Raw genomic sequence first — 24993 nt, forward strand, 5'->3', positions numbered from 1 at the left:
ACAACGGGCCTCCCCCGAGCGGGGGAGACGATCTCCACCCGCGGGGGAGGCGACGCCTCCTCAGCAACGGCCAGGCTGTGGCCATGACCAGCATCGACGTCCAAGACCTGACCAAGGAGTACGGCAGCAAGCGAGCCGTGGACCACCTCACCTTCAGCGTCCTGCCCGGCCGTGTCACCGGCTTCCTGGGCCCCAACGGCGCCGGGAAGTCCACCACCATGCGGCTCGTGCTGGGCCTGGACCGGCCCACGTCCGGCACGGCCACCCTCGGCGGGCGCGCCTATGCCGGCCTCCACGAACCGCTGCGCGAGGTGGGTGCGCTGCTCGACGCGGGGGCCGCGCACGGATCGCGCACCGCCCGCGACCATCTGCGGGCGCTCGCCGCGAGCAACCGCATCCCTGAGCGGCGCGTGGACGAGGTGCTGGAGGAGGCGGGGCTCGCCTCCGTCGCGCGCCGCAGGGTGAAGACGTACTCCTTGGGCATGCGCCAGCGCCTGGGCATCGCGGCCGCGCTCCTCGGCGACCCGCCCGTGGTGCTGCTCGACGAACCGTCGAACGGACTCGACCCCGAAGGCATCATCTGGATCCGGGAGTTGTTGCGCCGGCTGGCTCAGGAAGGCCGGACCGTCCTCGTCTCCAGCCACCTCATGAACGAGACCGCGTCCTTCGCCGACCACCTCGTCGTCCTCGGCAAGGGCCGACTCCTCGCCGACATGCCCATGCGGGAGTTCATCCACGCACGCGTGCAGCCCCGCGTACGGGTGCGCACCACGGACGGCGGCGCCCTGAGCGACCTGCTCACGCGGCACGGTGTCGAGGCCGTCGAGGGCGAGGACGGACGCTGGACCGCGCTCGACGCGCGCGTGGAGGACATCGGGCGCCTCACGTCCGCCGCGGGCCTGCCGATCCTCGAACTCGCCGCGGAGGAAGGCACCTTGGAGCAGGCGTATCTGGATCTGACCGCAACCGAGACCGAGTTCGCCGCCACGCCGGCCCCGACGCAGCCTCAGGAGGCCTGACCATGACGTTCGCACCCGCACTCCGCGCGGAGTGGATCAAGATCCGTACCCTGCGGTCGCTCATGTGGGGACTGCTCGCCATCCTCCTCGCCACAACGGCGTTCTCCGCGCTCGCCAGCCTCGACGACTCCGGGGACCCGGAGTTCGACCCGCTGTTCTCGGCGTTCTTCGGCGTCAGCTTCGGACAGATCGCGGCGATCACCTTCGGAGCACAGGCGGTCTCGGCGGAGTTCCAGGGCGGCGCCCTGCGCGTGTCACTCACCGCGGTCCCCGACCGGATGCGCTGGTTCGCGGCCAAGGCGGTGGCGATCGGCGTACCGGCCTTCGCCGTCGGGCTGTTCACCGGAGGCGTGAGCCTGGTCGTCGGCGAGGCGGTCCTCGGGGACCGGGCGAGCGGGCTCACCTGGGGCGACGAGCTGTGCGCAGTGATCGGCTGCGGGATCTATCTGACGCTCATGGCCTTGCTCGCGGCAGGACTCGCGACTGTCCTGCGCAGCGGGGTCGCCACGCTGAGCATCCTGATCCCGTTCCTCCTGATCGTCTCCTTCGTCGTCGGGAACGCGTCGGGCACCGTGGCCGACTTCCTGCCGGACAAGGCGGGGCAAGTGGTGCTGCACGAGACATGGGACGGCTCCCTGGGACCGTGGACGGGGCTCGCCGTGACCGCGGCCTGGGCGGCGGCGGCCCTGACGGCCGGTGCGTGGAGCCTGCGCCGTCGCGACGCCTGACGGCACAGAGCGGCATGCAACGGGATAGAGCGCCACGGAACGGCACCGACGGCACAGGACCGCGCTGACGGCACGCCAATTGTCAGTGGCAGCCGCTTTACTGGCTCTCATGACCAGCGCGCGACAACTCGCCACGATCCTGCGGCTGTGCTCCGAGGACTTCCCTCTGGAGCACGGCCGGTCGGGCGTCGGTGACGCGGGACCCGGCTATCACATCGCCGAGTTAGCGACGAGCGAGGAATTCTGGGAGGACGACGGCACGGCACGGGAGGAGACGGAGGAACAGTACGAGGCTGATCGGGATGGACTCTCGGAGCTGCTCAGCAACCGCTGGGGGCGCCCCCAGATCTTCAGTCTGGCGAGCTCGTTCGAGCGGTCGGCGGACGGCGAGGAGATACCCGAGCCGTGGGGCACCCTGAGTTCGCATGTGCCGGACGTGCACCTCTGGAGGGCGGACGGGCACGACCGATGGGTTGCCCTCGGCGTCTCGCAGTGGGACAAGGAACTGCCGTTCCAGCTGCTGGCCGTGGTCACGGAGATCGACCCGCCCTGACCTACTGAGCCTGCGCCGCCTCCCGGAGCCGCCCGAACTCCTCGGCCATCGTCGCCGCCGTCCAATGCGCGTTGAGCCCACTGGGATTGGGCAGCGCCCACACCCGGCTCGCCCCGATCGTCCGCTCCTGCGGGCCGATTTGGGCCTTGCGGTCGCCGAAGGCCGCCCGGTACGCGGTCACACCCACCACCGCCAGCCAGCGCGGCCGCAGCCGCTCCACCTTGGCGCTCAGCAGCCGCCCGCCCTCGACGTACTCCTCGGCGCTGAGCTCGTCGGCCCGAGCGGTCGCGCGCGCCACCACGTTCGTGATACCGAGCCCGTACGAGAGCAACTCGCCCTGCTCCGAAGGCTTCATCAGCCGGGGTGTGAACCCGGACAGGTGCAGCACCGGCCAGAAGCGGTTGCCGGGCCGGGCGAAGTGATGCCCGGTCGCGGCCGTCATCAGACCCGGGTTGATGCCGCAGAACAGAACATGGAGGCCGTCCGCGACGACATCCGGCACGAGCCGGTCGCGGGCGGCCTCCAGGTCCGCGGGAGTGAGCCGCGTCAGAGGATCGCCCCCGGCGTGTAGCCGGCGGCCTCCGGGTGCTGCTTGGCGATCTCCTCGATGCGGCCGATGACGGCGGCGACCTGGTCGGCCGCGGCGCCGGTGAAGGAGAGCTTGTCGGCCATCAGCTCGTCGAGCTGGGCGCGGTCCAGCGGGATGCGCTCGTCCGCGGCGAGCTTGTCGAGCAGTTCGTTGCGCTCGGCGCCCTGCTCACGCATGGCGAGCGCGGAGGCGACGGCGTTCTCCTTGATGGCCTCGTGCGCGACCTCGCGGCCGACGCCCGCGCGCACCGCGCCCATCAGGACCTTGGTCGTGGCGAGGAACGGCAGGTAGCGGTCCAGCTCGCGCGCGACGACGGCCGGGAAGGCGCCGAACTCGTCGAGGACGGTCAGGAAGGTCTCCAGCAGACCGTCCAGCGCGAAGAACGCGTCCGGCAGCGCGACCCGGCGCACGACCGAGCACGAGACATCGCCCTCGTTCCACTGGTCGCCCGCCAGCTCGCCGGTCATCGAGGCGTAGCCGCGCAGGATGACCATCAGGCCGTTGACGCGCTCGCAGGAGCGGGTGTTCATCTTGTGCGGCATCGCGGAGGAGCCGACCTGACCGGGCTTGAAGCCCTCGGTGACCAGCTCGTGCCCGGCCATCAGCCGGATCGTCTTGGCCGTCGAGGACGGCGCGGCCGCCAGCTGCACCAGCGCGGTGACGACCTCGTAGTCCAGCGAGCGCGGGTAGACCTGGCCCACCGAGGTGAAGGCCTGCGAGAAGCCGAGGTGCCCGGCGATGCGCTGCTCCAGCTCGGCGAGCTTCGCCGCGTCACCGCCCAGCAGGTCCAGCATGTCCTGCGCCGTGCCGACCGGGCCCTTGATACCCCGCAGCGGGTAGCGGCCGAGCAGCTCCTCGACCCGGCCGTACGCGACGAGCAGTTCGTCGGCGGCGGTCGCGAAGCGCTTGCCGAGGGTGGTGGCCTGGGCGGCCACGTTGTGCGAGCGACCGGCCATGACCAGCTCGGCGTACTCACCCGCGAGCTTGCCGAGGCGCGCCAGGACGGCCACCGTACGGTCGCGCATCAGCTCCAGGGAGAGCCGGATCTGCAGCTGCTCGACGTTCTCGGTGAGGTCGCGCGAGGTCATGCCCTTGTGGACCTGCTCGTGCCCGGCGAGGTCGTTGAACTCCTCGATCCGCGCCTTCACATCGTGCCGCGTGACCTTCTCGCGCTCGGCGATCGAGGCCAGGTCGACCTGGTCGAGGACGCGCTCGTAGTCGGCGATGGCGGCGTCCGGCACCTCGATCCCGAGGTCCTTCTGGGCTCGCAGCACGGCGAGCCAGAGCTGACGCTCCAGTTTCACCTTCTGCTCGGGGGACCAGAGCGTGGCGAGCTCGGCGGAGGCGTAGCGTCCGGCGAGGACGTTGGGGATACGGGGCTTTGCAGGCGCGGCAGTCACGTGGACGGAGTTTACCCGCCGTGCGGAAGGGCTCCGGAACGCCCGCACCGTCCGGAGCCCAGGTCAGCGGTGGTGGCTCCAGGCAGAAGCTCTGGCCGGAGGCTCTCGGGCGGATGCCGTCGGCTCTAAGGGCGGATGCCGTCGCAGGTGATCGGCAGATGGCGTGGGCCGCGCAGGACCGCGTTCTGGCGGTAGGGCGGCGGGTCCTCCAGCAGCCGGGGGTTCTCCAGCCTGCGGGCCAGCTCGCTCAGCGCGAGCTGGGCTTCCAGCCGGGCCAGCGGGGCGCCGAAGCAGCCGTGGATGCCGCTGCCGAAGCCCAGGTGCTCGATGTTCTCCCGGTCCGGGTCGAACCGCTCCGGATCCTTGAAGCGGTCGGGGTCGCGGTTCCCCGCCGCCAGCACCAGCCACAGCGACGCGCCCTTGGGGATGGTGACGCCGCGGACCTCGATGTCGGCGAGCGTGGTGCGCTGCGGCACCAGCTGCACCGGCGGCTCGAAACGCAGCAGCTCCTCGACGATGGGGACGGCCAGCCTCGGGTCCTCGCGCAGCCGTCCGAGGACGTCGGGATTGCGCAGCAGGGTCAGCATGCCGTTGGTGATGAGGTTGACCGTCGTCTCATGGCCGGCGATCAGCAGGAGTGCCGCGGTGCTCAGCACCTCCATCGTCGTCATCGCACCGTCCGGCCCCTGCGCGGTGGCCAGCTCCGACAGCATGTCGTCGCCGGGCTTCTTGCGGCGCTCCTCGATGAGCCCCGCCAGATACATGCCCAGCTCCGTGCGGGCGTTGTGCGAGACCTTGGCGTGCTCTTCGGGATCGGCTTCCGGGTCCGGGTCCAGGCTGGCGGCGATGATGTCCGCCCAGGTGTGGAAGCGCGATTCGTCCTCGCGCGGCACCCCCAGCAGCCGGCAGATCACGGTCACGGGGAAGGGGTACGAGAACTGGTCGACCAGGTCGATCCGGTCCGGGGTGTCGATACCGTCGATGAGCCCGGTGACGATGTCCCGCAGATCGCCGTGCATGTCGTAGACACGCCGCGGTGTGTGCGGGGGCCCGAAGGGCCGGTTGGTCATGCGCCGCAGCCGGTCGTGCTCCGGAGGGTCGAGCCGCAGGAAGCTCGGAGGCAGGGCCGTCTCCTCCTCCGCGTCGCCGGCCAGCGGGTCGCCCGCCGTCGTCTTCAGATTGCGGGCGTCGGAGCTGATGCGCGGATCGTGGAGCAGGCTCTGGATGTCGTAGTACCTGCTGACGACGAACGGCCCGTCCGGATCGTGGTACACCGGCGTCTTGCGGAGCTCCTCGTACAGCGGGTACGGATTGGCACGGTGGGCGTAGTCGATGATCTGCCGCAGGATGGCTTGCGTCATGAGTGCGTCCTCGTGAGCGTCGGATCAGTGCCTGGCGGGGGTGAACGTCAGCCGCCGGTCGTCCGGCGAATATCCGCTGACGGTGACGGTCGGGCCGTGCGTGGGCACTGACGGGTCGGGGAAGTCCGCGTCCACCGGCCGCTGCCCCTCGGGGCGGCGGTCCACCGTGGGGAAGGACGGCGGGAACGGCGCCGTGGTCTCGATGAGCTGCTGGTAGAACTGCAGCCACTTCGACTGGTCGAAGGTGACGGCGCCGATGACGCGCTCCTGATACCCGTATACGCCGGTGAATCTGCGCTCGCTGAGGGAGCCCTGTGCGATGAGGATCTCCGTCCCCATCGTCGGCACCCCGACGGACTTGATGTTCACGCCGAACTGGGAGGACCAGAAGGCGGGCACCCAGATGTGGGGGCGGCGTTCCGTGCTCTCGCTCAGCATGTTGTGCGCCGCGGTCTCGGCCTGGGAGACGGCGTTGCCCCAGTGCTCCAGGGACAGGAACTGGTATCCGAACAGCGGATGCGGGGAACGAGCGACATCACCGGCCACATAGATGTCGTCGGTCACGATGCCCCGGATGTCGAAGGCTCGGCAGCCGGCGTCGCAGGCGATGCCCCGGGGGCCCGCGCCGAGTCCCGATCCGCCGAGCCATTCGGTGTTGCGCATGGCGCCGAGGGACACCACCACCACGTCGGTCTCGACGGTGTTCCCGTCGGAGAGATGGGCGGCGCGGACACGTCCCGCGGAGTCGCCCTCCAAGCCGGTCACCATCACGCCGCAGCGCAGGTCGACGCCGTGCTCGCGGTGCATCTCGGCCGCGACCTCGCCGATGACTCCGCCGAGCGCTCCGACCAGGGGCGCGGCACCCCGTTCGGCCACAGTGACCGCGATCCCGCGTTCCCGGCAGGCGGAGGCGATCTCCGAGCCGGTGAACCCGGCGCCGATGACGAGCACGCGGCGGGGGCCCTGCGCGAGCGCGCGCTCCAGCGCGGTGGCGTCGTCACGGGTCCGCAGCACGAACACCCCGTCGAGCTCCGCCTCCTCCTCCTTCGGCCACGGCCTCGCCCGTACACCGGTGGCGATGAGCAGCCGGTCGTACTCCACCTCGTCGCCGTCGGCCAGCCGTACCCGCCTGGCCGCCATGTCGAGGCCGGTGGCGGGGACCCCGAGGCGCCACTGCGCGTCGAGCGCCCGGCGCCGGGGGAGGTCGGTGCGGTCCGCCGTCGCCTTGCCCAGCAGGACCTGCTTGGACAGCGGAGGCCGGTCGTACGGCTCGTACGGCTCGTCCCCGATCATCGTGAGCGAGCCGGCGAACCCCTCCTCGCGCAAGGTCTCCGCGCCGCGGAGACCCGCGAGTGAGGCGCCGACGACGACGATGCGCCCTTCGCGCTTGAGCCGCTCCAGGGATCCGTTACCGGTCACCGGTCGCCTCCCGGTCGGGTCCGGGGGCCACGTCCGCCGGGTCCGCCTCCAGGAGGATGGCCTGGACGGGGCACGCGGCGACGGCTCGCGCCACTTCGTCGCGCTGCTCCTGTGCGGCTTGCGGGTTGTAGAGCAGGGATTCGTCTCCGTGCATGGCGAAAACGTCGGGAGCGAGGAACGCGCATTGCGCGTATCCCTGGCAGCGGTTGAGATCGACGACAAGCCTCACCGAGGATCAGCCTTTCCGTGGCCCCTTCTCCGCCCCCTCCTTTTCAGCATGCGCGCGGGGGCACGGAGATGCTCGCCGAGCCGCCCGACGGGCCGGCGAACTCACTGCGCGCTCCCTGAAGGGAGCGGCTCGCGAAGACCGACGCGGAGGATGTGGGTGCTGACGACCAGCGCCCAGACCGGGAAGAGCAGCTCGGACCACGGCAAGCCGGACCCCACGACGAGCAGGACAAGGCCCACGAGGTACCCGAAGACGGCGATCGGACGGGGGAGGACGCCGAGGCGGTGCCCGATGCTCGAGGCCGTGAAGATGAACACGGCTGCCATCCGGAGCGCGTACGTCGTCATCAGTGTGTACGCGAAGTGGCGGCCGAAGTTCGAGGGCTGACTCTCGTTCAGTACGGTGCCCGCCGCGGCGCCGGCTCCGTACATGGTGGCGACGAACAGCAGTCCGCTGCCCAGGAACACGGTGGCGACGAATCTGTCCTCGGCTTCGCCGACGTGTGCGCGCAGGGCGCCCATGAACCACAGGAAGAAGATTCCCGCGAACGGGAGGATCTCCAGTGCCGTGCGCACCGCCCACCGCTCGCCAGGATCGACCGTCGCGTCGCCGGCGTTCCCCGCGGGGAGGGCGATCCGCATCAGCACGATGGCCAGCGCCAGCAGCACCGCGAACACCAACCCCGCCGTACCGGCGGCCCGCGGCGTCCGCAGCCGCTCTTCCCTCGGCTCCATCGATGCCCGCTCTCTGTCCCGATTCCCCTCTCGGTCCAGCAAGCAGGCACGGGCGTGCCCCCGCCACCGGGGACACCCACGGGGGTGACCTACGGGGGTGACCTACGAGGCGTCGGCCAGCTCCGCCAGGATGTCGCCGTGGCACAGCTCGGGCGCGCACCAGCACGCCAGCGTCCTGCCACGCAGGGCGGGCACCTGGGCGAGCAGCTCGGGGCGTTCGAGGAGATACGCCCGGTACTTGACCATGATCTCGGCGCGGGTGCCGTCGCGCTTCTTGGTGGGGGTGTCGTACGCGAATGGGTTGTAGAGCGCGTGCTGCGGGAGATCCCAGTGGCCCATGGTCCAGCGGCGGCCGATGTAGACGAGGTCCGCGGGCGCGTTCTCCAGCCGGGGGCCGAAGTCGTGGATGCGGCCCTTGAGGTTGATCACGGTGGTGGGCATGCGGCTCCCTTCAGCCCGACGTCCGGCTCTCTTCGGTCCGACTGGTCCCATCGGTCCCTTCGGCCGGACGTCTCCTGTCTACCCCACCGGTCTTCCCAGCCGAGCCGCTTACCCCACAGGCCCCTCGTACGGCAGCAGTTCCGGCCGCTTGGCCGGGAGCCCGTCACCCGACGAGCGGCCCGTCAGCCGCCGCCCGATCCACGGCAGCAGGTGCTGCTTGGCGAAGCGGGCGTCGGCGGTCCGGCGGGCGACCCAGCCGGGCGGCGCGGTGGCCGCCATCGGCGTACGCCACTGAGCGTCCTGCGGTTCGTAGCCGAGCGTCTGCCATACCGCCTCGGCGACGCGACGGTGCCCCTCCGGCGTCAGGTGCAGCCGGTCCACGTCCCACAGACGGGGGTCGGCGAGCGAGGGCGCCCCATACAGGTCGACCACGAGCGCGCCGTGCCGCTCCGCGAGGGCGTCGACGATGGTGAAGAGCTCCTCCATGCGGGGCCTGAAGCGTTCGAGCACCGGGCCGTTGCGGCCCGGGCTGCGCATCAGGACGAGCTGCTCGCAGGCGGGGGCCAGCCGCTCCACGGCCTCCTCCAGGAGACCGCGGACGCGTCCCATGTCGACCTTGGGCCGCAGCGTGTCGTTGAGCCCGCCGACCAGCGTGATCACGTCGGGCCGCATCGAGGCCGCCACGTCCACCTGCTCGTCGACGATCTGCCCGATGAGCTTGCCGCGCACCGCGAGGTTGGCGTACCGGAATCCCGGTGCCCGCGCGGCCATCCGGCCCGCGAGGAGATCGGCCCAGCCGCGGTACGAGCCGTCGGGCAACAGGTCCGACATGCCCTCGGTGAAGGAGTCGCCGACCGCGACAAGACTGGTGTAAGTGGCATTCGTCTGCATGGCGGAAAAGATGGTAACCCGCACGCATACCCATCGGTCGGTCGGGCCACCAACTGTGGTCAGCGGCCATCAAACCTTTGGCCGGCGGCCGGCCGACTCAGGCCGACCGCCAACCCCAGGTTCCTCACACCGGCTGCCCGAACAGCTCCCTCAGTACGTCCTCCATCGTCACGAGCCCCGCCAGCCGCCCGTCGCTGCCCATGACGGCCGCCAGATGCGTACGACTGCGCCGCATCGCCGTCAGCACGTCGTCCAGTGGAGTGCTCTCCCGGACGCGGGCGATGGGCCGCATGTCCTCCACCCGGAACGGCACGTCGCGCGGCATGGCGTCGAGCGCGTCCTTGACGTGCAGATAGCCGACGATGCGGCGGCCGTCGTCGACGACGGGGAAGCGGGAGAAGCCGGCCTCGGCGGACAGCCGCTCCAGCTCGTCAGGAGTGACGCCCACGCTCGCGTAGACGACGCTTTCCAGCGGGAGGACGACGTCCTGCACGGGCCGGCGGCCCAGCTCCAGCGCGTCGTGCAGCCGCTCCTGGGCGCGGACGTCGATGAGCCCGGCGGCGCCGGAGTCCTTCACCAGCCGGGCCAGTTCGTCGTCCGTGAAGGTCGCCGCGACCTCGTTCTTCACATCGACCTTGAGCAGCTTGAGCAGCCCGTTCGCGAAGGCGTTGATCGTGAAGATGACCGGACGCAGCGCGCGCGAGAGCGCGACCAGCGGCGGGCCGAGCGTCAGCGCGGTACGCACCGGCTCCGCGAGGGCGATGTTCTTCGGCACCATCTCGCCGAGCAGCATGTGCAGGTACGTCGCCAGGGTGAGCGCGATGACGAACGAGACCGCGTGGCCCGCGCTCTGCGAGATGCCCACCGCGTGGAACACCGGCTCCAGAAGGTGCGCGATCGCGGGCTCGGCCACGATGCCGAGGACCAGGGTGCACAGGGTGATGCCCAGCTGCGCGGCCGCCAGCAGCGCGGACACGTGCTCCAGGCCCCACAGCACGCTGCGCGCCCGCCGGTCGCCCTGCTCGGCGTGCGGCTCTATCTGGCTGCGGCGCACCGAGATCAGCGCGAACTCGGCGCCCACGAAGAAGCCGTTCACGACCAGGGTCGCGAGGCCGATCAGCAGTTGTACGGCGGTCATCGCGCACCCTTCCCCTCGTCGCGCGGCTGCTCGTCCTCACGCGGCGCGTGCAGCAGCACCCGCGCGGCCCGCCGCCCCGAGGCGTCCACCACGTCGAGCCGCCATCCGGCGGCCTCGACGGTGTCCCCGACGGCGGGAATGCGGCCGAGCTCGGTCGCCATGAGACCGGCCAGCGTCTCGTACGGTCCGTCCGGCACCCGCAGCCCGACGCGTGCGAGCTGGTCGGTGCGGGCCGACCCGTCGGCCGAGTACAGCGCGCGGCCCTCGTCGTCCGTGCCGACCGGTGCCAGGTCGGGCGTCTCGTGCGGGTCGTGCTCGTCCCGCACCTCGCCGACGACCTCCTCGACGATGTCCTCCAGGGTGGCGACCCCGGCCGTACCGCCGTACTCGTCGATGACCACGGCCATGGTGCGCTTGCCGGCCAGCCGGTCGAGCAGCCGGTCGACGGTCAGGGACTCCGGGACGAGCAGCGGCTCGCGCAGGATCTGGGCGACGGATGTCTGGGCCCGGCGCTCGGCGGCCACGGTCAGCACGTCCTTGATGTGGGCGACGCCGACGACCGAGTCGAGATTGCCGCGGTAGACGGGGAAGCGGGACAGCCCGGTCGCCCGCGTCGCGTTCGCCACGTCCTCGCAGGTCGCCTGGACGTCCAGCGCGATGACCTGCACGCGCGGGGTCATCACGTTCTCGGCGCTCAGGTCGGCGAGGTTCAGTGTGCGTACGAAGAGCTCGGCGGTGTCCGCCTCCAGGGCGCCCTCCTTGGCGGAGTGCCGGGCCAGGGCCACCAGTTCCTGGGGTCCGCGCGCGGAGGCCAGCTCCTCGGCGGGTTCCAGGCCGAAGCGGCGTACGACATGGTTCGCCGTGTTGTTGAGATGCGTGATGAACGGGCGGAACGCGGCGCTGAACCAGCGCTGCGGCGTGGCCACGTGTTTGGCCATGGCGAGCGGTGAGGAGATCGCCCAGTTCTTGGGCACGAGCTCGCCGACCACCATGAGGAACACCGTCGACAGGCCCGTACCGATGACCAGCGCCACCGACCGCGACGCCGAGGGCGAGATGCCGATCGACTCCAGCGGGCCGGCGATCAGCTTGGCGATGGACGCCTCGGAGAGCATGCCGACGACAAGGTTGGTGACGGTGATGCCGAGCTGGGCGCCGGAGAGCTGGAAGGTCAGATTCCGTACGGCCTTGAGGGCGCCCGCCGCACCGCGCTCACCGCGTTCCACGGCGCGCTCCAGCTCGCTGCGCTCGACCGTGGTCAGCGAGAACTCCGCCGCGACGAAGCCGCCGCAGGCCAGCGAGAGCAGAACCGCCACCAGGAGGAGGAGCACTTCGGTCATCGGGTCACCTCCGTCCCATGATCGGCCAGGGGCGGGGGGATCGCGCGATGTCGGGTACTGGGAGGCTCGCCCATGGGCGGACGCTCACACCTTTCCTTGGTGGATCGAATGATCCACCAATAGTAAAGGATCGGCAAAGGGTTCTCGTGGGGTGGTGGGCCCTAGTCGGTGAGCGGCTTCACCCAGCGGCGCCACTGCTCCTCGGGCCCGTACCCGGCGGCCCGCCACGCGTGCTGCGCGGTCTCGTTCCGCTGGAGCACCATCGCGTCCCCGCGACGCCCTCCCAGTCGTACGAAACGTTCCTCGGCGGCGGCGAGGAGCGCCGAGCCGATGCCGAGGCGCCGCCGCCCGGGGTGCACCGCGAGCCGGTAGAGATGGCACCGCCAGCCGTCGAAGCCGGCGATCACCGTGCCCACCAGCTCTCCGTCGTGCTCGGCGAGGATCAGCGCCTCGGGATCGCGGGCGACGAGCCGCTCCACGCCGGTCCGGTCGTCACTGATGCTCGTGCCCTCGGCGGCCACCTTCCAGAAAGCCAGCACGGTGTCGAGGTCGTCGGGCGTCGCGGCCCGTATGCCCAGGTCATTCATGTGCCGATCCCATCACTCGATCCGGTTGGCGACACGGAATTCCACGATCCGGACACCATCACCGCGGGAGGCCGACGGTCACTCGCCGCTCAGTGCCTCGACGACGGGAGCGAACGCCTCCATGTTCGGTTCCAGGACGGTCAGATACGAGACCCCGTACCGTTCCCGCTGCGCTCGCACCCGCTCGACGAGCTGTTCCAGGGTCCCCACCAGGACGATCGGCAGATCCAGGACCTGTTGTTCGGTCAGCTGGGGGATGCGGGGCAGCCACTCCTGAATGGCGGCGCCGCGGTCGTCGGTGACGATGACGATCTGGATCAGCAGGTTGAGCTCGGCGGGCTCGGTGCGTCCGGCGGCGAACCGCCGGTACGTGGCGACGCGTTCGTCGAGTTCCCCGGCCGTGAGTGGCTCCAGCCTGCCGCTCGGATTGGTGCGCGCGCCGGTGAACGCGGCGATGTCCGCGTGCTCGGCGGTGAACCGCAGCATCCGGTCGCCCATGGCGCCGATCAACAGCGGAACGCGAGGCTTCTGCACGGCCTGCGGCATGGGGGTCCCCCCGCTCGACCGCAGTCGGGAGTGGGGGAGTCCGTCCGAGTCGAGGAGCCGGTCCAACTCCTCGACCGTATGCCGGAGATGGTCGACCCGCTCACGCGGCGAACCCCAGGGCAGACCCGCCGTCTCGTGCTCCGCCTGTACGTAGCCGGTCCCCAGGCCGAGTTCGAGGCGGCCGCCCGTCAGCGCGTCCGTGGTGGCCACCTCGCGGGCCAGCAGCGCCGGGTTCCAGAAGCCCGCGTTGAGCACGAACGTGCCGAGGCGGGGCCGCTCGGTCGCCTCGGCGGCGGCGACCAGGGCGGGGAACGGGGCGGGCATGCCGAGATGGTCGGCCACCGTGATCACGTCGTAGCCGAGCTCCTCGGCCCGGCGGCACTTCGCACGCCACTCGTCGGCGGGCGCGGGGGTGAGCATGTTGACGCCGAAGCGGAAGGGACGTGAGGGCTGCGGCATGAACTCTCCTCATTCACAAGCGACTTGCGCGCGAGGGGCGGACAGGTCGCGAGCGCGTCAGCGGACCTGGCGCGAGTACATCACTCGTGCGCGATCGCCGCCAGCACATTCATGCGGGATGCACGCAACGCCGGCAGCAGTGCCGCCACGATGCCCACGACCGCCGAACCGACCACGACCGCGATGAGCGTCGTCCAGGGGATGGCGAACGCCTTCATGCCCTGCAGCGCCAGCACTTGCTGCACACACACGCCCCAGACCAGCCCCAACGCCAGGCCGAGGACCGCGCCGAACACGGCGATCACCACCGACTCCAGACGGATCATCCGGCGCAGCTGCCGCCGGGCGAGCCCGATGGCGCGCAGCAGTCCGATCTCCCGGGTGCGCTCGACGACCGACAGGGCCAGCGTGTTCACGACGCCGAGCACCGCGATGACGATCGCGAGCCCGAGCAGTGCGTACACGAGGTAGAGCAGCACGGCGATCTGATCGTGGATCAGCTTCTTGTAGTCGGCCTGGTCGAGGGCCTGCACCTGCGGATACGGAGCCAGCGTCTTCTTCAGATGCGCGCGCAACTGATCGGCGCTGGTGCCCGAGGCGGCGTTCACGTACAGCGCGGAGTCCTGTCCGCCGGGCAGGTACTTCTCGATCGTGCCGAAGCCGAAGTACAGGCCGCCCTGCATGCCGAAGCCCTCGGCGGCGTCCTGATCGCTGAGCGCCCCCACGGTCAACTCGGTCTTCCGTCCGGCGGGGAACTCGACCGGGATCGTGCTGCCGACGCGTACGCCGTGCTTCCGCGCGAACTTCACGTCCATGGCGATGTGCCCGTCGGCGAGCGCCGCCGCCGTGTCCCCCTGGGCATAGGTGATGCGGGCGACCTCGTCGAGCCGTGGATCGTAGGCGGCGGCGGTCGTCTCGATCCTCTTGCCGTCCGGCAGCCGCACGGCGACCGGCGTGAACCGCTGGCGGACCACGAGCCCGGCGCCCTGCGTGCCGCGCACCTTGTCGGTGAGCTCCTGCGTGAACGGCACGAAGTTGCTGTTCTGGATCACGAAGTCGGCGCCCAGCGTCTTGTCGATCTGCTGGTCGAAGGACTTGCTCATGGACGCGCTGGCCACGGACATCCCGCCGACCAGGGCGAGTCCCACCATCAGGGCGGCCGCGGTGGCGCCCGTGCGCCGTGGATTGCGCAGCGCGTTGCGCTGGCTCATCCGGCCGACCGAGCCGAAGAGCGCGGGGAAGGCCCCGCCCAGGACCCGGATCACCGGCCTGACCAGGAGCGGCCCCGCGATCACCGTCGCGATGAGCGTCAGGACGACCCCAAGTCCCAGCAGGGAGGCGGCCGTCGACGTCTTCGACGAGGCGACGCACCCCGCGAGCGCGACGACACCGGCCGCGCCGACGACCGAGCCCACCACGGCGCGCACCCGGAGCGGCCGTCCCACACCGGCGACTTCGGCGTCCGCGAGGGCCGCCATGGGGGAGACGCCGGCCGCGCGCCTGGCCGGGAGGTACGCCGCCACGAACGTGACGCCGACCCCGACGACGTACGCCGAGACGGGTGTCGCCCAACCGATCACCATCTCGGTGGACTTGAGGTTCATGCCGAACGCGGTCATGAGCTTGATCAGCCCCACCGCGAGCCCGATTCCCGCGGCGAGTCCCAGCGTGGAACCGACCAGGCCGAGCAGCAGTGCCTCGGTGAGCACGGAGCGGCGCACCTGGCGCCGGTCGGCGCCGAGCGCCCGCAACAGGCCCAGCTCTCGGGTGCGTTGGGCGATGAGCATCGAGAAGGTGTTGACGATGAGGAAGACACCCACGAGCACGGCGATCCCGGCGAAGCCGAGCATCACGTACTTGATCACGTCGAGGAATCCGCCGAGCTGGGCGGCGGCGGACTTGGCCTGCTCGGAGGCCGTCTTCAAGTCGTAGGCTTTCGTGTCGAGTTCGGCGGCGACGCGCTGCTTGAGCTGGGCATCGCTGACACCCGGCGCCGCGTCCACGGAAATGCTTGTGGCGGCGTCCGGGCTGCCCAGCAGTCTGGTCTGTGCGGTCGGGGTGTCGAGGAAGATCAGCGCGGCGCCGGGGTTGGTCGTCGTGAAGGTGGCGATGCCGACGATCCGCACCTTGAACTGGCCGGGCTGCGCCTGCACCGTCAGGGTGTCACCGATACGGACGTGCTTCTTCTTGGCGGTGTCCGCGTCCAGGAGTGCCTCGCCGTCTCCCTTCGGCTCGTGTCCGGAGGTCAGCTTGACCGGACTGCGTTTGGTGACCTCCCAGTTGGTGACGATGGTCGGCGCGCCCGTCGTCGGTCCGACCGATTTGTGCTTGCTGTCCACGACCGTGGCGTTCTCGACATCCACGTCCACATGAGTGGCCGCGACGCCGTCGACCTTCGTCAGCCGGTCCGCGAGCGCGGCGGGCACGGTCTGGGTGGCGCCGGTCGGGATCTGCGAGGTGAGGTCGTTCTTCGGCTCCACGGTCACATCGGCCGCGGTGGAGGCGAACAGCCGGTCGAAGGTGCGCGTCACTGTGTCCGAGAAGATGAGACTGCCGGCGACGAACGCCACCGACAGCACGACGGCCAGCGCCGAGAGCAGGAGCCGCCCCTTGTGCGCGAGAAAGCTCCGCAGAGTCGCCTTGAGCACGAACGCCTCAGTCCTTGTCGAGGATTACGTCGCCGGAGCCGCTGTCACCCGATACGGCACCGGACGCGCTGTCGGAAGTCGCCTCACCCGGGCCGCCCACGCCGTCGAAGGTCACCCGGATCGTGTCGAACCGCTTCATTCTTTCCAGGACCGCCTCCGCCGTGGGCCGCTCCATCTCGTCCACGATCCGCCCGTCCCCGAGGAAGAGCACCAGGTCGGAGTGGGCGGCCGCGCCGGGATCGTGGGTGACCATGACGACGGTCTGGCCCAGTTCGTCGACCGCCTCGCGCAGGAAGCCGAGGACTTCGAGCCCCGCGCGGGAGTCGAGGTTGCCGGTCGGCTCGTCGGCGAAGATCAGCTCGGGCCGCGAGGCGAGCGCCCGGGCGCAGGCGACGCGCTGCTGCTGGCCGCCGGACAGCTGCGCGGGCCGGTGCCTCAGCCGGTCGCGCAGACCGAGCGTGTCGATGACCTGGTCCAGCCACTTCTGGTCGGGCTTCTGACCCGCGATGTCCATCGGCAGCGTGATGTTCTCGGCCGCGTTCAGCGTCGGGATCAGGTTGAACGACTGGAACATGAAGCCGATCCGGTCCCGTCGCAGCCGGGTCAGCTCGCGGTCCTTCAGTCCGGTGATCTCGGTGTCGCCCAGCCACACCTGTCCGGCCGAGACGGTGTCGAGCCCCGCCAGACAGTGCATGAGGGTGGATTTTCCCGAGCCCGACGGGCCCATGACCGCGGTGAAGCGGCCACGCGCGATGTCCACGTCGACCGAGTCGAGGGCGAGCACCGCCGTCTCGCCCGAGCCGTACGCCTTCGTCAGGCCGCGTGCGCGGGCGGCGATTCCGTCCGCCTCCGCGCGGCCGACGGCGTGCTCCGCAGCAGGTGTGGACAAGGCCGCCTCCTTGGTGATGGACGTCCTGACTCCCTTGTCGCGGCCGAGCCTAATGTGATCGGGGGCACACTTGGTATCCCCCCGAGGTGTCGGGCGGTCTCCGCCCCAGGTCCTGCCCCCGATACCCGTGTAAGGGGCACTCTCCACCGGCGCTCTCCACCCTCGCGTCCACCGGGGCCCTCTTGTCGGTGCTAGCAATCCGGCGCTAGCTTGAAAGCATGGCGAAGACTCAGCTGAACGTACGGGTGGACGAGGGCACGGCCCGCGCCGCCCGCGAGCGAGCCCTGGAGCGCGGGATGAGTGTGAACCGCTACATCGAAGAGCTGGTCAGACAGGACACCGGGGAGGTGGGCCACACCTTCGTGGAGGCCGCCGCCGATTTCATGAAGCAGTACGAGAACGTCTTCGTCGAGGAATTCGGCGCGGACCGAGAAGGCACGCGCGAAGGTCGTCGTTGATCCCTTGAGCAGTCTCAGAGTCGACCTTGCCTGGCTTCTCATGATCGCCGAACGGAACACGCCCGGAGACCCCCAGGTCACCGACTGGGGAGCCCTCGTCGCCGCCGTCAGCCGGCACGAGGCGGAGATATTCGGCATTCCCGTCTACGACAGCCCGCACGCCCGCGCCGCCGCGCTGCTCCAGCTCCTGCTGCACGTACCGGCGCTCGAACGCTCCAACGCGATGTTCGCCTCGGCCGTCGCGTACGCCTATCTCGTCGCCAGTGGCCTCAAGGTCGTCACCTCCCCCGAGCAGGTGCGCGAACTCGCCCGCCTGGTGAAGGGCGGCGAGGCCACGGTGCAGGACATCGCACACGTCCTGCGGCAGTGGAGTCTGTGACTACGTGTCGGCCTCGGGGCGGCGCGCGGTGCCCAGTACGCAGTACGAGGTGGGCAGCCGGGGCCCCTTCTCCGGCATCAGCATCCGCCGGTACGGGCCGAGTTCGAACCCGGCGTCGCGCAGCGCGGCGACCGGGTCGCGGGACAGATGGCAGCCGCCGTTCAGCCGCGGCCACACCGTGCGGTCCAGGCCGCGCTGCGTGTACGCCATCGCGCGCCCGCCGCCCTTGCCGTGCTCGAAGAACCGCAGGGTGCCGCCGGGTCGCAGCACGCGCCGCAGTTCGGCGAGGGCGCGCGGCACATCGCGGACGCTGCACAGGACCAGCGAGACCACGGCCGCGTCGAACGCCTCGCTCTTGACCGGCAGGGCCTCCGCCGCGCCCGGCACCACGTCGACAGGGACGTCGGAGCGGAGAGCGGCCTCCACCGCCAACTGCCGCAGCAGCCGCTCGGGTTCGATGGCCACGACCTCCGAGACGGTGCCCGGATAGTGCGCGAAGTTCAGACCGTTGCCCGCGCCGATCTCGATGACCCGCCCGGACAGCCCGGCGAGCAGCCGCTCGCGTACGCCGCCCACGCCCCACCGGGTCTCGGCGGTCACACTGATGCGGGCGTAGTAACGGGCGAACAGCGGATGGTGCACGGCGTCCCGCGCCACCTTGCCGGAGGCGGCTGATCGGAGCGGCATGAGGGGCATGGCGGACCTCCCGGGAGGACGGGCCTTACCGTGATTGTCCCCCCAGGACGCCCGCCACACGCGTCGCGCGTCAGGCGATGAAGTCGCGCACCTGTTCGTAGACGCCGTAATCGTTGTTCATGTCGGTGTGCGAGATGCAGCCGACCTCCACATTGGTGGCGCCGGACAGGATCGCGGTGGTGTCCGGGGTGAGCGCGTCGTCGCAGTTCGACCAGTAGCTGGCGTACGAGACGCTGCCCGGCGTCTCGTCACCGGAGTTCAGCGACGTCAGGAACGAGCTGCCGGTGTACATCTCGGCACAGGACGTATACAGCCACGTGCACCACGAGGCGACGGTCGTCCCATGGTTCACCCCCGCGGAGGAGACGAAGTCGTCGACGTACGACGTCCCGCCGAGGTTCTTGAGGTAGTAGCGCGCGCTGAGTGCGCCCATGGAGTGCACGACCAGGTCGACCTTCGAGGCACCGGTCTGCGCGAGCACGCTCTTGACCTCGGTGGCCAGTTGCTGGGCGGTGGTCACGTTCGACTGCGACCAGTCGTACGACCAGGCGAACAGCTCGGAAGAGGAGTAGCCGTCGGCCTCGAAGTCGGCGATCCAGTCGTCCCAGCTGCTCGACGAACTACTGAGGCCGTGCACGAAGACCACGGGGTTGTGGGTGGCGGCCTGGGCGGGCGCAGCGGACAGGGAGAGCGACAGAAGGAGCGCGGCGGCCACTGCGGAGAAGAACGCGGCCATACGGCGCATGCGGCGTTGCATGGTGCCTCCTGGAACGGGTGGGGTTGCCTGGAGTGTCAGGCGGGTCTACGCGCGCCGCATCGGTGAAATCGCCGGTCTTTACTTGCCAGTTAACTCGCCAGTAACGTCTTACGTGTGGTGACTTCGGTGAACCCCCCGCCTCTCCCGCACGCTTCGCCACCGCAGCTCCCGCGCGCGTGGCAGCGTGTCGGCACCCCACTTCCTGAAGGCGTCCAACAACGTCCCGAAGGACTTCCGGAGGGCGTACGCGTACGGATCCTGCGCGCCGCCCACGGAGACGCCCGTGCTGCCGCCGAGCTCGCCTCGGTGCTGACCGAGCGTCAACGCGCCGGGCTGGACCCGCTTCCCGCGCAGCCGTCGGCGCTCCTGCGCAGCAGTCGGCAGGAGGTCCGCGTCCTGCCCGACGGCACCCGCTTCCTGCTGCTCCTCGCGGCGGCCGACCAGTACCCGGTCCCCACCCACGCCTTCCTGCGCGCCGTCACCGCGGCCCGGCTCGACACCCGGCCGCTCGACGTCGCCGATGTGGCCGGGCTCGCCCACACCACCGCCGGCGGACTCGTGTTCCGCGATCACTGGACCCGGATCGCGGCCTACGAGACCGCCTCCGCGACGGACCGGCGCGCCGTCCATCAACTGCTCGCCCGCGTCCTGCGCGGAGAGGGCGAGTCACCCCGGCGGTCCTGGCACCGGGGTGCCGCCGCGCTCGGCCCCAGCCGACGGCTCGCGGCGGAACTCCGCGCCGCCGCACACACGGCGCGCGGCGCGGGCGAACACGCCCTGGCCTGCGCCCTCGTCGAACGCGCCGCCACGCTGTCGCCCGACCCGCAGGAGCGGAGCCGGCTGCTGTCCCGCGCCGCCGCCGACGCCTGGCGGTCCGGCGACGGCGACCGCGCCCGCCGCCTCGCCGTGTACACCCATGACGAGGCCCTGAGCGGCCTGCTCGCCCTGCGCGCGGGCGACGCGACCGACGCGTTCGACGCGCTGCTCACGGCCGCGGCGCGGTACGCCGGCGGCGGCGCGGCGGCGTCCCATGCCCCCGACGCCCCCGCCCACCTCCTCGCCCGGGCCACCGAAGCCGCCATCTACACCGGCGACTTGCGGCGCTGCCGGGAGGCGGCCGCCGTCGCCGACCGGCTCGGGATCGTGCCGCCGGGCACGCTGGGCGGCCTCGCCGCCGCCTTCGAGGGCCGCTACGACGACGCGCGCGATGTGCTGAAGGCCGCCGCCGGACGGTGCGGTCCCGGTGGCGACCCCACCCTGCTGATCCACTCCGGGATCGCGGCCCTGCTGCTCGGCGACCACACCGGAGCCGCCACCGCGGCCGTCCGCGCAGCCGCCGCGGCCAAGGCCAGGGGCGAGGCGGCCACCGTGCCGCAGGCCATGGAGTTCCGTGCCTACGCCGACTTCTGGACCGGGCGCCCGCGGGCCGCCGAGGCCGCCGCCCTGGAGGCACTGCACCAGGCGTACGCCACCGGACAGGACAACGGGGCCTGTCATCTCCAGGCCGCCCTCGCCATGTTCGCCGCCGTCACCGGCGACGACGACGTCTGCCGGGAGCGTGCCGAGGCCGCCCGCTCCTACGCCCTGGAGCGCGGGCTCGGCCTCCCCGCCGCGCTGGCCCTGTTCGCGCTCGCCCTCCTCGACCTCGGCGCCGGCCGCTTCGCCGCCTCCGCGGCCCGGCTGCGCGCCCTCGCCGGGTTCGGCCCCGGCCACGGACACCGGGCCATCCGGCACCTCGCGACCCCGCTCTACGTCGAGGCCGCCGTCCGCACCGGCGACACCCGGGTCGCCCGGGCCGCCCACGCCGACTACGACCACTGGGCGCGCACCGTGCGCAGCGCGGACGACCTGGCCCTCAGCGCGCGCTGCCACGCCCTCCTCGCGGGTGGTGACGAGGCCGTGGACCACTACCGCACCGCCCTCGACCTGCACGCCTCCGGAACCCGCGACTTCGAACGCGCCCGTACGGAGCTGCTGTTCGGCGGGGCGCTGCGGCGGCTGCGGCGCCGTACGGAGGCGCGTGACCGGCTGCACAGCGCGCTCGAAGCGTTCGAGTACTTCGGGGCGCCGCCATGGGCCGCGCAGGCTCGGGGGGAACTTCGGGTGCTGGGGGAGCCGGCTGCCATCGCGGGGGGTGCTGGTGATCTGGCGGGACTGCTGACCGCGCAGCAGTTGATGGTGGCGCGGATGGCTGCGGACGGGGCGACCAACCGGGAGATCGCGGCTCGGCTCGCCTTGAGTCCGCGGACCATTGACCACCATCTGCGGGGAGTTTTCGCGCGGTTGGGGATTCGGTCGCGGATCGAGTTGGTGAGGTTGCTGGGGGAGGGGTGAGCGCTCTCCGGTTGTTGGCCGGCTGCGGGTCGGTGGGGGTTGCTCGCGCAGTTCCCCGCGCCCCTTACGGGGCGCTCAGACTTCCTGTGCCGAAGTGAACGTGTTCGCGTTCCAGGTGCCGCCCAGTCGGGGGGCGAGCCAACTCGGTGACCCCGCACGGAAGTCGGCCGGGGTGTAGGCACCCGCGCCCGACGGCACCGCGCCGAGCAGGGGGGTGGCGGACACCTCCGGGAGGTCCGCGAGGTTGCAACGGGACGCCAGGTCCGCGTCTTTGGGCCAGCTGCCGATGACTACGCCGGCGAAGTCCAACCCCCGGAGGCGCAGTTCATGAGCTGTCAGTTCCGTCGTGTTCAGCGTGCCCAGGCCCGCCGACGCGACCACCAGAACGGGTGCGTCGAGGAGCCGCGCCGCGTCCGCCAGTGTGCCGCCCTCGTCGTCGAAGCGTACGAGCAGGCCGCCCGCACCCTCGACCAGTACCAGGTCGTGCTCGGTGGCGAGCTTGGCCGCGGCCTCCGCCACCTGCTGCGGGCGCACGGCCGTCATACCCGCTCGGCGGGCAGCCGTCGCGGGGGCCAACGGCTCCGGATAGCGGGCGAGTTCGAGCGTGGTGACGCGGCCCGCGAGCCGGGCCACCTCGTCGGCGTCGCCGCGCTCGTCCGGACGTACACCGGTCTGTGCGGGCTTGAGCACGGCCACGGACCGCCCGGCGGCGACGGCCACCGCGGCGACGGCGGCGGTCGTGACCGTCTTGCCGACCTCCGTGCCCGTCCCCGTGATCACCAGTACCGGCATGTCATCCCTCCCGCGCAGCCGCGCACACCGCGCGCGTGATCCGTGCGACGTCCATGTCGCCCGTGACGTACGGCGGCATCGTGTAGACGAGGTCGCGGAACGGCCGCAGCCACACGCCCTCGCGCACGGCGGCCGCCGTCGCCGCTTTCATGTCCACCTCGTGGTCGAGCTGGACGACACCGATGGCGCCGAGGACGCGTACGTCCCGGACACCGGGCAAGGACGCGGCCTCCGACAGGCCTTCCCGCAGCCCCGCCTCGATGCGCTTGACCTCGGCCTGCCAGTCCTGGCCGAGCAGCAGGTCGATCGAGGCGCAGGCCACCGCGGCGGCGAGCGGGTTGCCCATGAAGGTCGGGCCGTGAGCGAGGACCGGGACCTCGCCGCGCGAGATGCCGTCGGCCACGCGCGCGGTGCACAGCGTCGCCGCCATCGTCATATAGCCGCCGGTCAGCGCCTTGCCCACGCACATCACGTCCGGCGTCACGCCCGCGTGGTCCGCCGCGAACAGCGCGCCCGTGCGGCCGAAGCCGGTCGCGATCTCGTCGAAGACCAGCAGCACGTCGTGCGCGTCGCACGCCTCGCGCAGCACCCGCAGGTAGTCGGGGGAGTGGAACCGCATCCCGCCCGCGCCCTGCACCACCGGCTCCACGATCACCGCGGCCAGTTCGTCGGCGTGCCGCTCGATCAGCTCGCGCAGGTGATCGGCGTACGACTCCTCGTACGCGACGGGCGGCGCGTCGGCGAACACCTGCCGTTGCAGCACGCCCTGCCACAGCTCGTGCATCCCGCCCTCGGGGTCGCACACCGACATCGGCTGCCAGGTGTCGCCGTGGTAGCCGCCGCGCCAGGTCAGCAGCCGCTGCTTGCCGGGTCGGCCGAGCGAGCGCCAGTGCTGGAGGCACATCTTGACGGCGACCTCGACGGAGACCGAGCCGGAGTCGGCGAGGAAGACATGCTCCAGCCCCGCGGGTGACATGTCGACAAGACGCTTCGCCAGCTGAACGGCGGGCTCGTGCGTGAGCCCGCCGAACATCACATGGCTCATGCGCTCCAGCTGGCCGCGCGCCGCGTCGTTGAGCACCGGGTGGTTGTAGCCGTGGATGGCCGACCACCAGGACGACATGCCGTCCACGACGTCGTCCCCGGCTCCATCCGCCGTGCGCAGCTTCAGACGTACGCCGCTCGCCGACTCCACGACGAGCGGCTCCTGGCGGCCCGGCATGGGGCCGTACGGATGCCAGACGTGCCGGCGGTCGAGGTCGAGCAGCTCACGCACCGACAGCCCGGACGGCTCAGGCATTGGGCGCGAGATCCGTTCCGGCACCTCGGCGGCGTACGGCGACGAGGTCGGTGCGCGCGTCGGAGGGCTTCTCCGCGGAAGCCGCGGGAACCGCGGCAGCCGAGGCGGCCACCGAAGCGGAACCGCACACACCGCCCCCCGCGTGGGACCCGCACCCCGCACCCTCGTGCGAACCGCAGCCGGCACCCTCGTGCGAGCCGCACCCGGCCTCCGCGTGCGAGCCGCAGCCCCCACCCACCGGAACCCGGTGCTCCGGCAGTGTCACCTCGCCCGCGCCCTCCACCTCGAAGCCGGCGTCCGCGATCATGTCGAGGTCCGCCTTGCCGGCCTGGCCCTCACTGGTGAGGTAGTCGCCGAGGAAGATCGAGTTGGCCAGGTTCAGGGCCAGCGGCTGCATGGTGCGCAGATGGACCTCACGGCCGCCCGCGATGCGGACCTCGACGTCCGGGCAGACGAAACGGACCATCGCGAGGATGCGCAGACAGCGCTGCGGGGTGAGGTTCCACTCCTTGGCGAGCGGGGTGCCCTCGAAGGGGATCAGGAAGTTCACCGGGACGGAGTCGGGGTCGAGCTCGCGGAGCGAGTAGACGACGTCGACCAGGTCCTCGTCCGACTCGCCCATGCCCGCGATCAGGCCCGAGCAGGCGGACAGACCCGCCGCGTGCGCCTTCTGGACCGTGTCCACCCGGTCGGCGTACGTGTGCGTGGTCGTGATGTCCCCGTACGTCCCCTCGGACGTGTTCAGGTTGTGGTTGTACGCGTCCGCGCCCGCCTCGCGCAGCCGCTCGGCCTGGCCGTCGGAGAGCAGGCCGAGGCAGGCGCACACCTCGACGTTCTCGTTCTGGTCCTTGATCGCCTTGATGGTGTCGGACACCCGGGCCACGTCACGGTCCGTCGGACCGCGGCCGCTGGCCACCAGGCAGACCCGCTTGGCGCCCCCGGCGAGCCCGGCAGCCGCGGCCTGCGAGGCCTCGTCCGGCTTGAGCCAGGTGTACTTCAGGATCTCGGCCTTGGAGCCGAGCCGCTGCGAACAGTACGAGCAGTCCTCGGGGCACAGGCCCGACTTCAGGTTGACGAGATAGTTCAGTTTCACCCGTCGGCCGAACCAGTGGCGGCGTACCTTGCCGGCCGCGGCCACCACGTCGAGCACGTCGTCGTCGGAGGTGGCCAGTACGGCCAGCGCCTCGTCGCGGGTCGGCAGCTCGCGCCGAAGCCCCTTGTCCACCAGCGTGTTCAGCAGGTCCATGAGATCCGATCCTTGCCTATGCGACCGCTCCCGGCCAAGGAGACTTTGCACAAGAGACAC

The 24993-nt window shown here is 71.2% G+C and carries 25 protein-coding genes; 6 read left to right on the plus strand and 19 right to left on the minus strand.

Going from position 1 to position 24993, the window contains the following annotated elements; translation table 11 throughout:
• Positions 1-83: 83 nt before the first annotated feature.
• The 3 genes from OIC96_RS41000 (at position 84) to OIC96_RS41010 (ending at position 2300) form a co-directional block, all read left to right on the plus strand.
• Positions 84-1019, plus strand: a complete 936-nt coding sequence (locus tag OIC96_RS41000; RefSeq protein ID WP_330302978.1) for an ABC transporter ATP-binding protein — start codon at positions 84-86, stop codon at positions 1017-1019.
• Between the two features lie 2 nt (positions 1020-1021).
• Positions 1022-1747: an ABC transporter permease subunit gene (locus tag OIC96_RS41005; protein WP_330302977.1), complete on the plus strand. Its 726-nt coding sequence runs from the start codon at positions 1022-1024 to the stop codon at positions 1745-1747.
• Positions 1748-1856: 109 nt separating this feature from the next.
• Positions 1857-2300, plus strand: coding sequence for a hypothetical protein (locus tag OIC96_RS41010; RefSeq protein ID WP_330302976.1), 444 nt, complete (start codon positions 1857-1859; stop codon positions 2298-2300).
• Position 2301: 1 nt separating this feature from the next.
• Here OIC96_RS41010 and mug read toward each other — a convergent pair whose 3' ends face one another.
• The 14 genes from mug to OIC96_RS41080 form a co-directional block, all read right to left on the minus strand.
• Positions 2302-2802, minus strand: coding sequence for a G/U mismatch-specific DNA glycosylase (gene mug, locus OIC96_RS41015; protein ID WP_330302975.1), 501 nt, complete (start codon positions 2800-2802; stop codon positions 2302-2304).
• A gap of 44 nt (positions 2803-2846) precedes the next feature.
• Positions 2847-4289 (minus strand): adenylosuccinate lyase, encoded by a 1443-nt coding sequence (gene purB / locus OIC96_RS41020; RefSeq protein ID WP_330302974.1) that lies wholly within the window; start codon positions 4287-4289, stop codon positions 2847-2849.
• Positions 4290-4414: 125 nt separating this feature from the next.
• Entirely contained in the window at positions 4415-5650 is a 1236-nt protein-coding gene (locus tag OIC96_RS41025) for a cytochrome P450 (protein WP_330302973.1), read from the minus strand.
• 24 nt (positions 5651-5674) lie between these two features.
• A complete protein-coding gene (locus OIC96_RS41030) occupies positions 5675-7069 on the minus strand; it encodes an NAD(P)/FAD-dependent oxidoreductase (RefSeq protein ID WP_330302972.1) in 1395 nt (464 codons plus the stop codon).
• Positions 7059-7298: a ferredoxin gene (locus OIC96_RS41035; RefSeq protein ID WP_330302971.1), complete on the minus strand. Its 240-nt coding sequence runs from the start codon at positions 7296-7298 to the stop codon at positions 7059-7061. The genes OIC96_RS41030 and OIC96_RS41035 overlap by 11 nt, the downstream gene beginning before the upstream one ends.
• 101 nt (positions 7299-7399) lie before the next feature.
• Positions 7400-8032, minus strand: a complete 633-nt coding sequence (locus OIC96_RS41040) for a hypothetical protein (RefSeq protein ID WP_330302970.1) — start codon at positions 8030-8032, stop codon at positions 7400-7402.
• 102 nt (positions 8033-8134) lie between these two features.
• Complete coding sequence (locus OIC96_RS41045; protein ID WP_330302969.1) at positions 8135-8473, minus strand: DUF4326 domain-containing protein; 339 nt, start codon at positions 8471-8473, stop codon at positions 8135-8137.
• Between the two features lie 108 nt (positions 8474-8581).
• Complete coding sequence (locus OIC96_RS41050) at positions 8582-9364, minus strand: SGNH/GDSL hydrolase family protein (RefSeq protein WP_330302968.1); 783 nt, start codon at positions 9362-9364, stop codon at positions 8582-8584.
• Between the two features lie 124 nt (positions 9365-9488).
• Positions 9489-10502 (minus strand): hemolysin family protein, encoded by a 1014-nt coding sequence (locus tag OIC96_RS41055; protein WP_330302967.1) that lies wholly within the window; start codon positions 10500-10502, stop codon positions 9489-9491.
• A complete protein-coding gene (locus OIC96_RS41060) occupies positions 10499-11842 on the minus strand; it encodes a hemolysin family protein (RefSeq protein WP_330302966.1) in 1344 nt (447 codons plus the stop codon). The genes OIC96_RS41055 and OIC96_RS41060 overlap by 4 nt, the downstream gene beginning before the upstream one ends.
• A gap of 161 nt (positions 11843-12003) precedes the next feature.
• Positions 12004-12429 (minus strand): GNAT family N-acetyltransferase, encoded by a 426-nt coding sequence (locus tag OIC96_RS41065; RefSeq protein ID WP_330302965.1) that lies wholly within the window; start codon positions 12427-12429, stop codon positions 12004-12006.
• 78 nt (positions 12430-12507) lie between these two features.
• Positions 12508-13434, minus strand: a complete 927-nt coding sequence (locus tag OIC96_RS41070) for an LLM class F420-dependent oxidoreductase (protein ID WP_330302964.1) — start codon at positions 13432-13434, stop codon at positions 12508-12510.
• Positions 13435-13514: 80 nt separating this feature from the next.
• A complete protein-coding gene (locus OIC96_RS41075; protein WP_330302963.1) occupies positions 13515-16082 on the minus strand; it encodes an ABC transporter permease in 2568 nt (855 codons plus the stop codon).
• Positions 16083-16089: 7 nt separating this feature from the next.
• Complete coding sequence (locus OIC96_RS41080; protein WP_330302962.1) at positions 16090-16971, minus strand: ABC transporter ATP-binding protein; 882 nt, start codon at positions 16969-16971, stop codon at positions 16090-16092.
• Positions 16972-17189: 218 nt separating this feature from the next.
• Between OIC96_RS41080 and OIC96_RS41085 the strand changes: the two genes are divergently transcribed.
• Positions 17190-17429 carry a toxin-antitoxin system HicB family antitoxin gene (locus OIC96_RS41085; RefSeq protein WP_330302961.1) on the plus strand — a complete coding sequence of 80 codons (240 nt, stop codon included), beginning with the start codon at positions 17190-17192 and terminating at the stop codon, positions 17427-17429.
• Between the two features lie 4 nt (positions 17430-17433).
• Positions 17434-17808, plus strand: coding sequence for a fic family toxin-antitoxin system, toxin component (locus OIC96_RS41090; RefSeq protein WP_327427024.1), 375 nt, complete (start codon positions 17434-17436; stop codon positions 17806-17808).
• Here the strand turns inward: OIC96_RS41090 and OIC96_RS41095 are convergent, their stop codons facing one another.
• Positions 17809-18495, minus strand: a complete 687-nt coding sequence (locus OIC96_RS41095) for a class I SAM-dependent methyltransferase (RefSeq protein WP_330302960.1) — start codon at positions 18493-18495, stop codon at positions 17809-17811.
• Between the two features lie 79 nt (positions 18496-18574).
• Positions 18575-19261, minus strand: a complete 687-nt coding sequence (locus OIC96_RS41100) for an esterase/lipase family protein (protein ID WP_330302959.1) — start codon at positions 19259-19261, stop codon at positions 18575-18577.
• A gap of 117 nt (positions 19262-19378) precedes the next feature.
• Between OIC96_RS41100 and OIC96_RS41105 the strand changes: the two genes are divergently transcribed.
• Positions 19379-21595 (plus strand): helix-turn-helix transcriptional regulator, encoded by a 2217-nt coding sequence (locus OIC96_RS41105; RefSeq protein ID WP_406502242.1) that lies wholly within the window; start codon positions 19379-19381, stop codon positions 21593-21595.
• A 75-nt stretch (positions 21596-21670) separates the two neighbouring features.
• On the opposite strand, the gene bioD is transcribed toward OIC96_RS41105, so the two are convergent.
• From bioD to bioB, 3 genes are read right to left on the minus strand one after another with little or no spacing between them, the layout of a single operon-like run.
• On the minus strand, positions 21671-22387 hold the full coding sequence (bioD, locus tag OIC96_RS41110) for a dethiobiotin synthase (RefSeq protein ID WP_330302958.1): 717 nt from the start codon (positions 22385-22387) through the stop codon (positions 21671-21673).
• A gap of 1 nt (position 22388) precedes the next feature.
• A complete protein-coding gene (locus OIC96_RS41115; protein ID WP_330302957.1) occupies positions 22389-23687 on the minus strand; it encodes an adenosylmethionine--8-amino-7-oxononanoate transaminase in 1299 nt (432 codons plus the stop codon).
• On the minus strand, positions 23680-24933 hold the full coding sequence (bioB, locus tag OIC96_RS41120; RefSeq protein ID WP_330302956.1) for a biotin synthase BioB: 1254 nt from the start codon (positions 24931-24933) through the stop codon (positions 23680-23682). The genes OIC96_RS41115 and bioB overlap by 8 nt, the downstream gene beginning before the upstream one ends.
• Positions 24934-24993 lie beyond the last annotated feature (60 nt).

The sequence above is a fragment of the Streptomyces sp. NBC_00775 genome, assembly GCF_036347135.1.
GTDB lineage: Bacteria > Actinomycetota > Actinomycetes > Streptomycetales > Streptomycetaceae > Streptomyces > Streptomyces lutosisoli.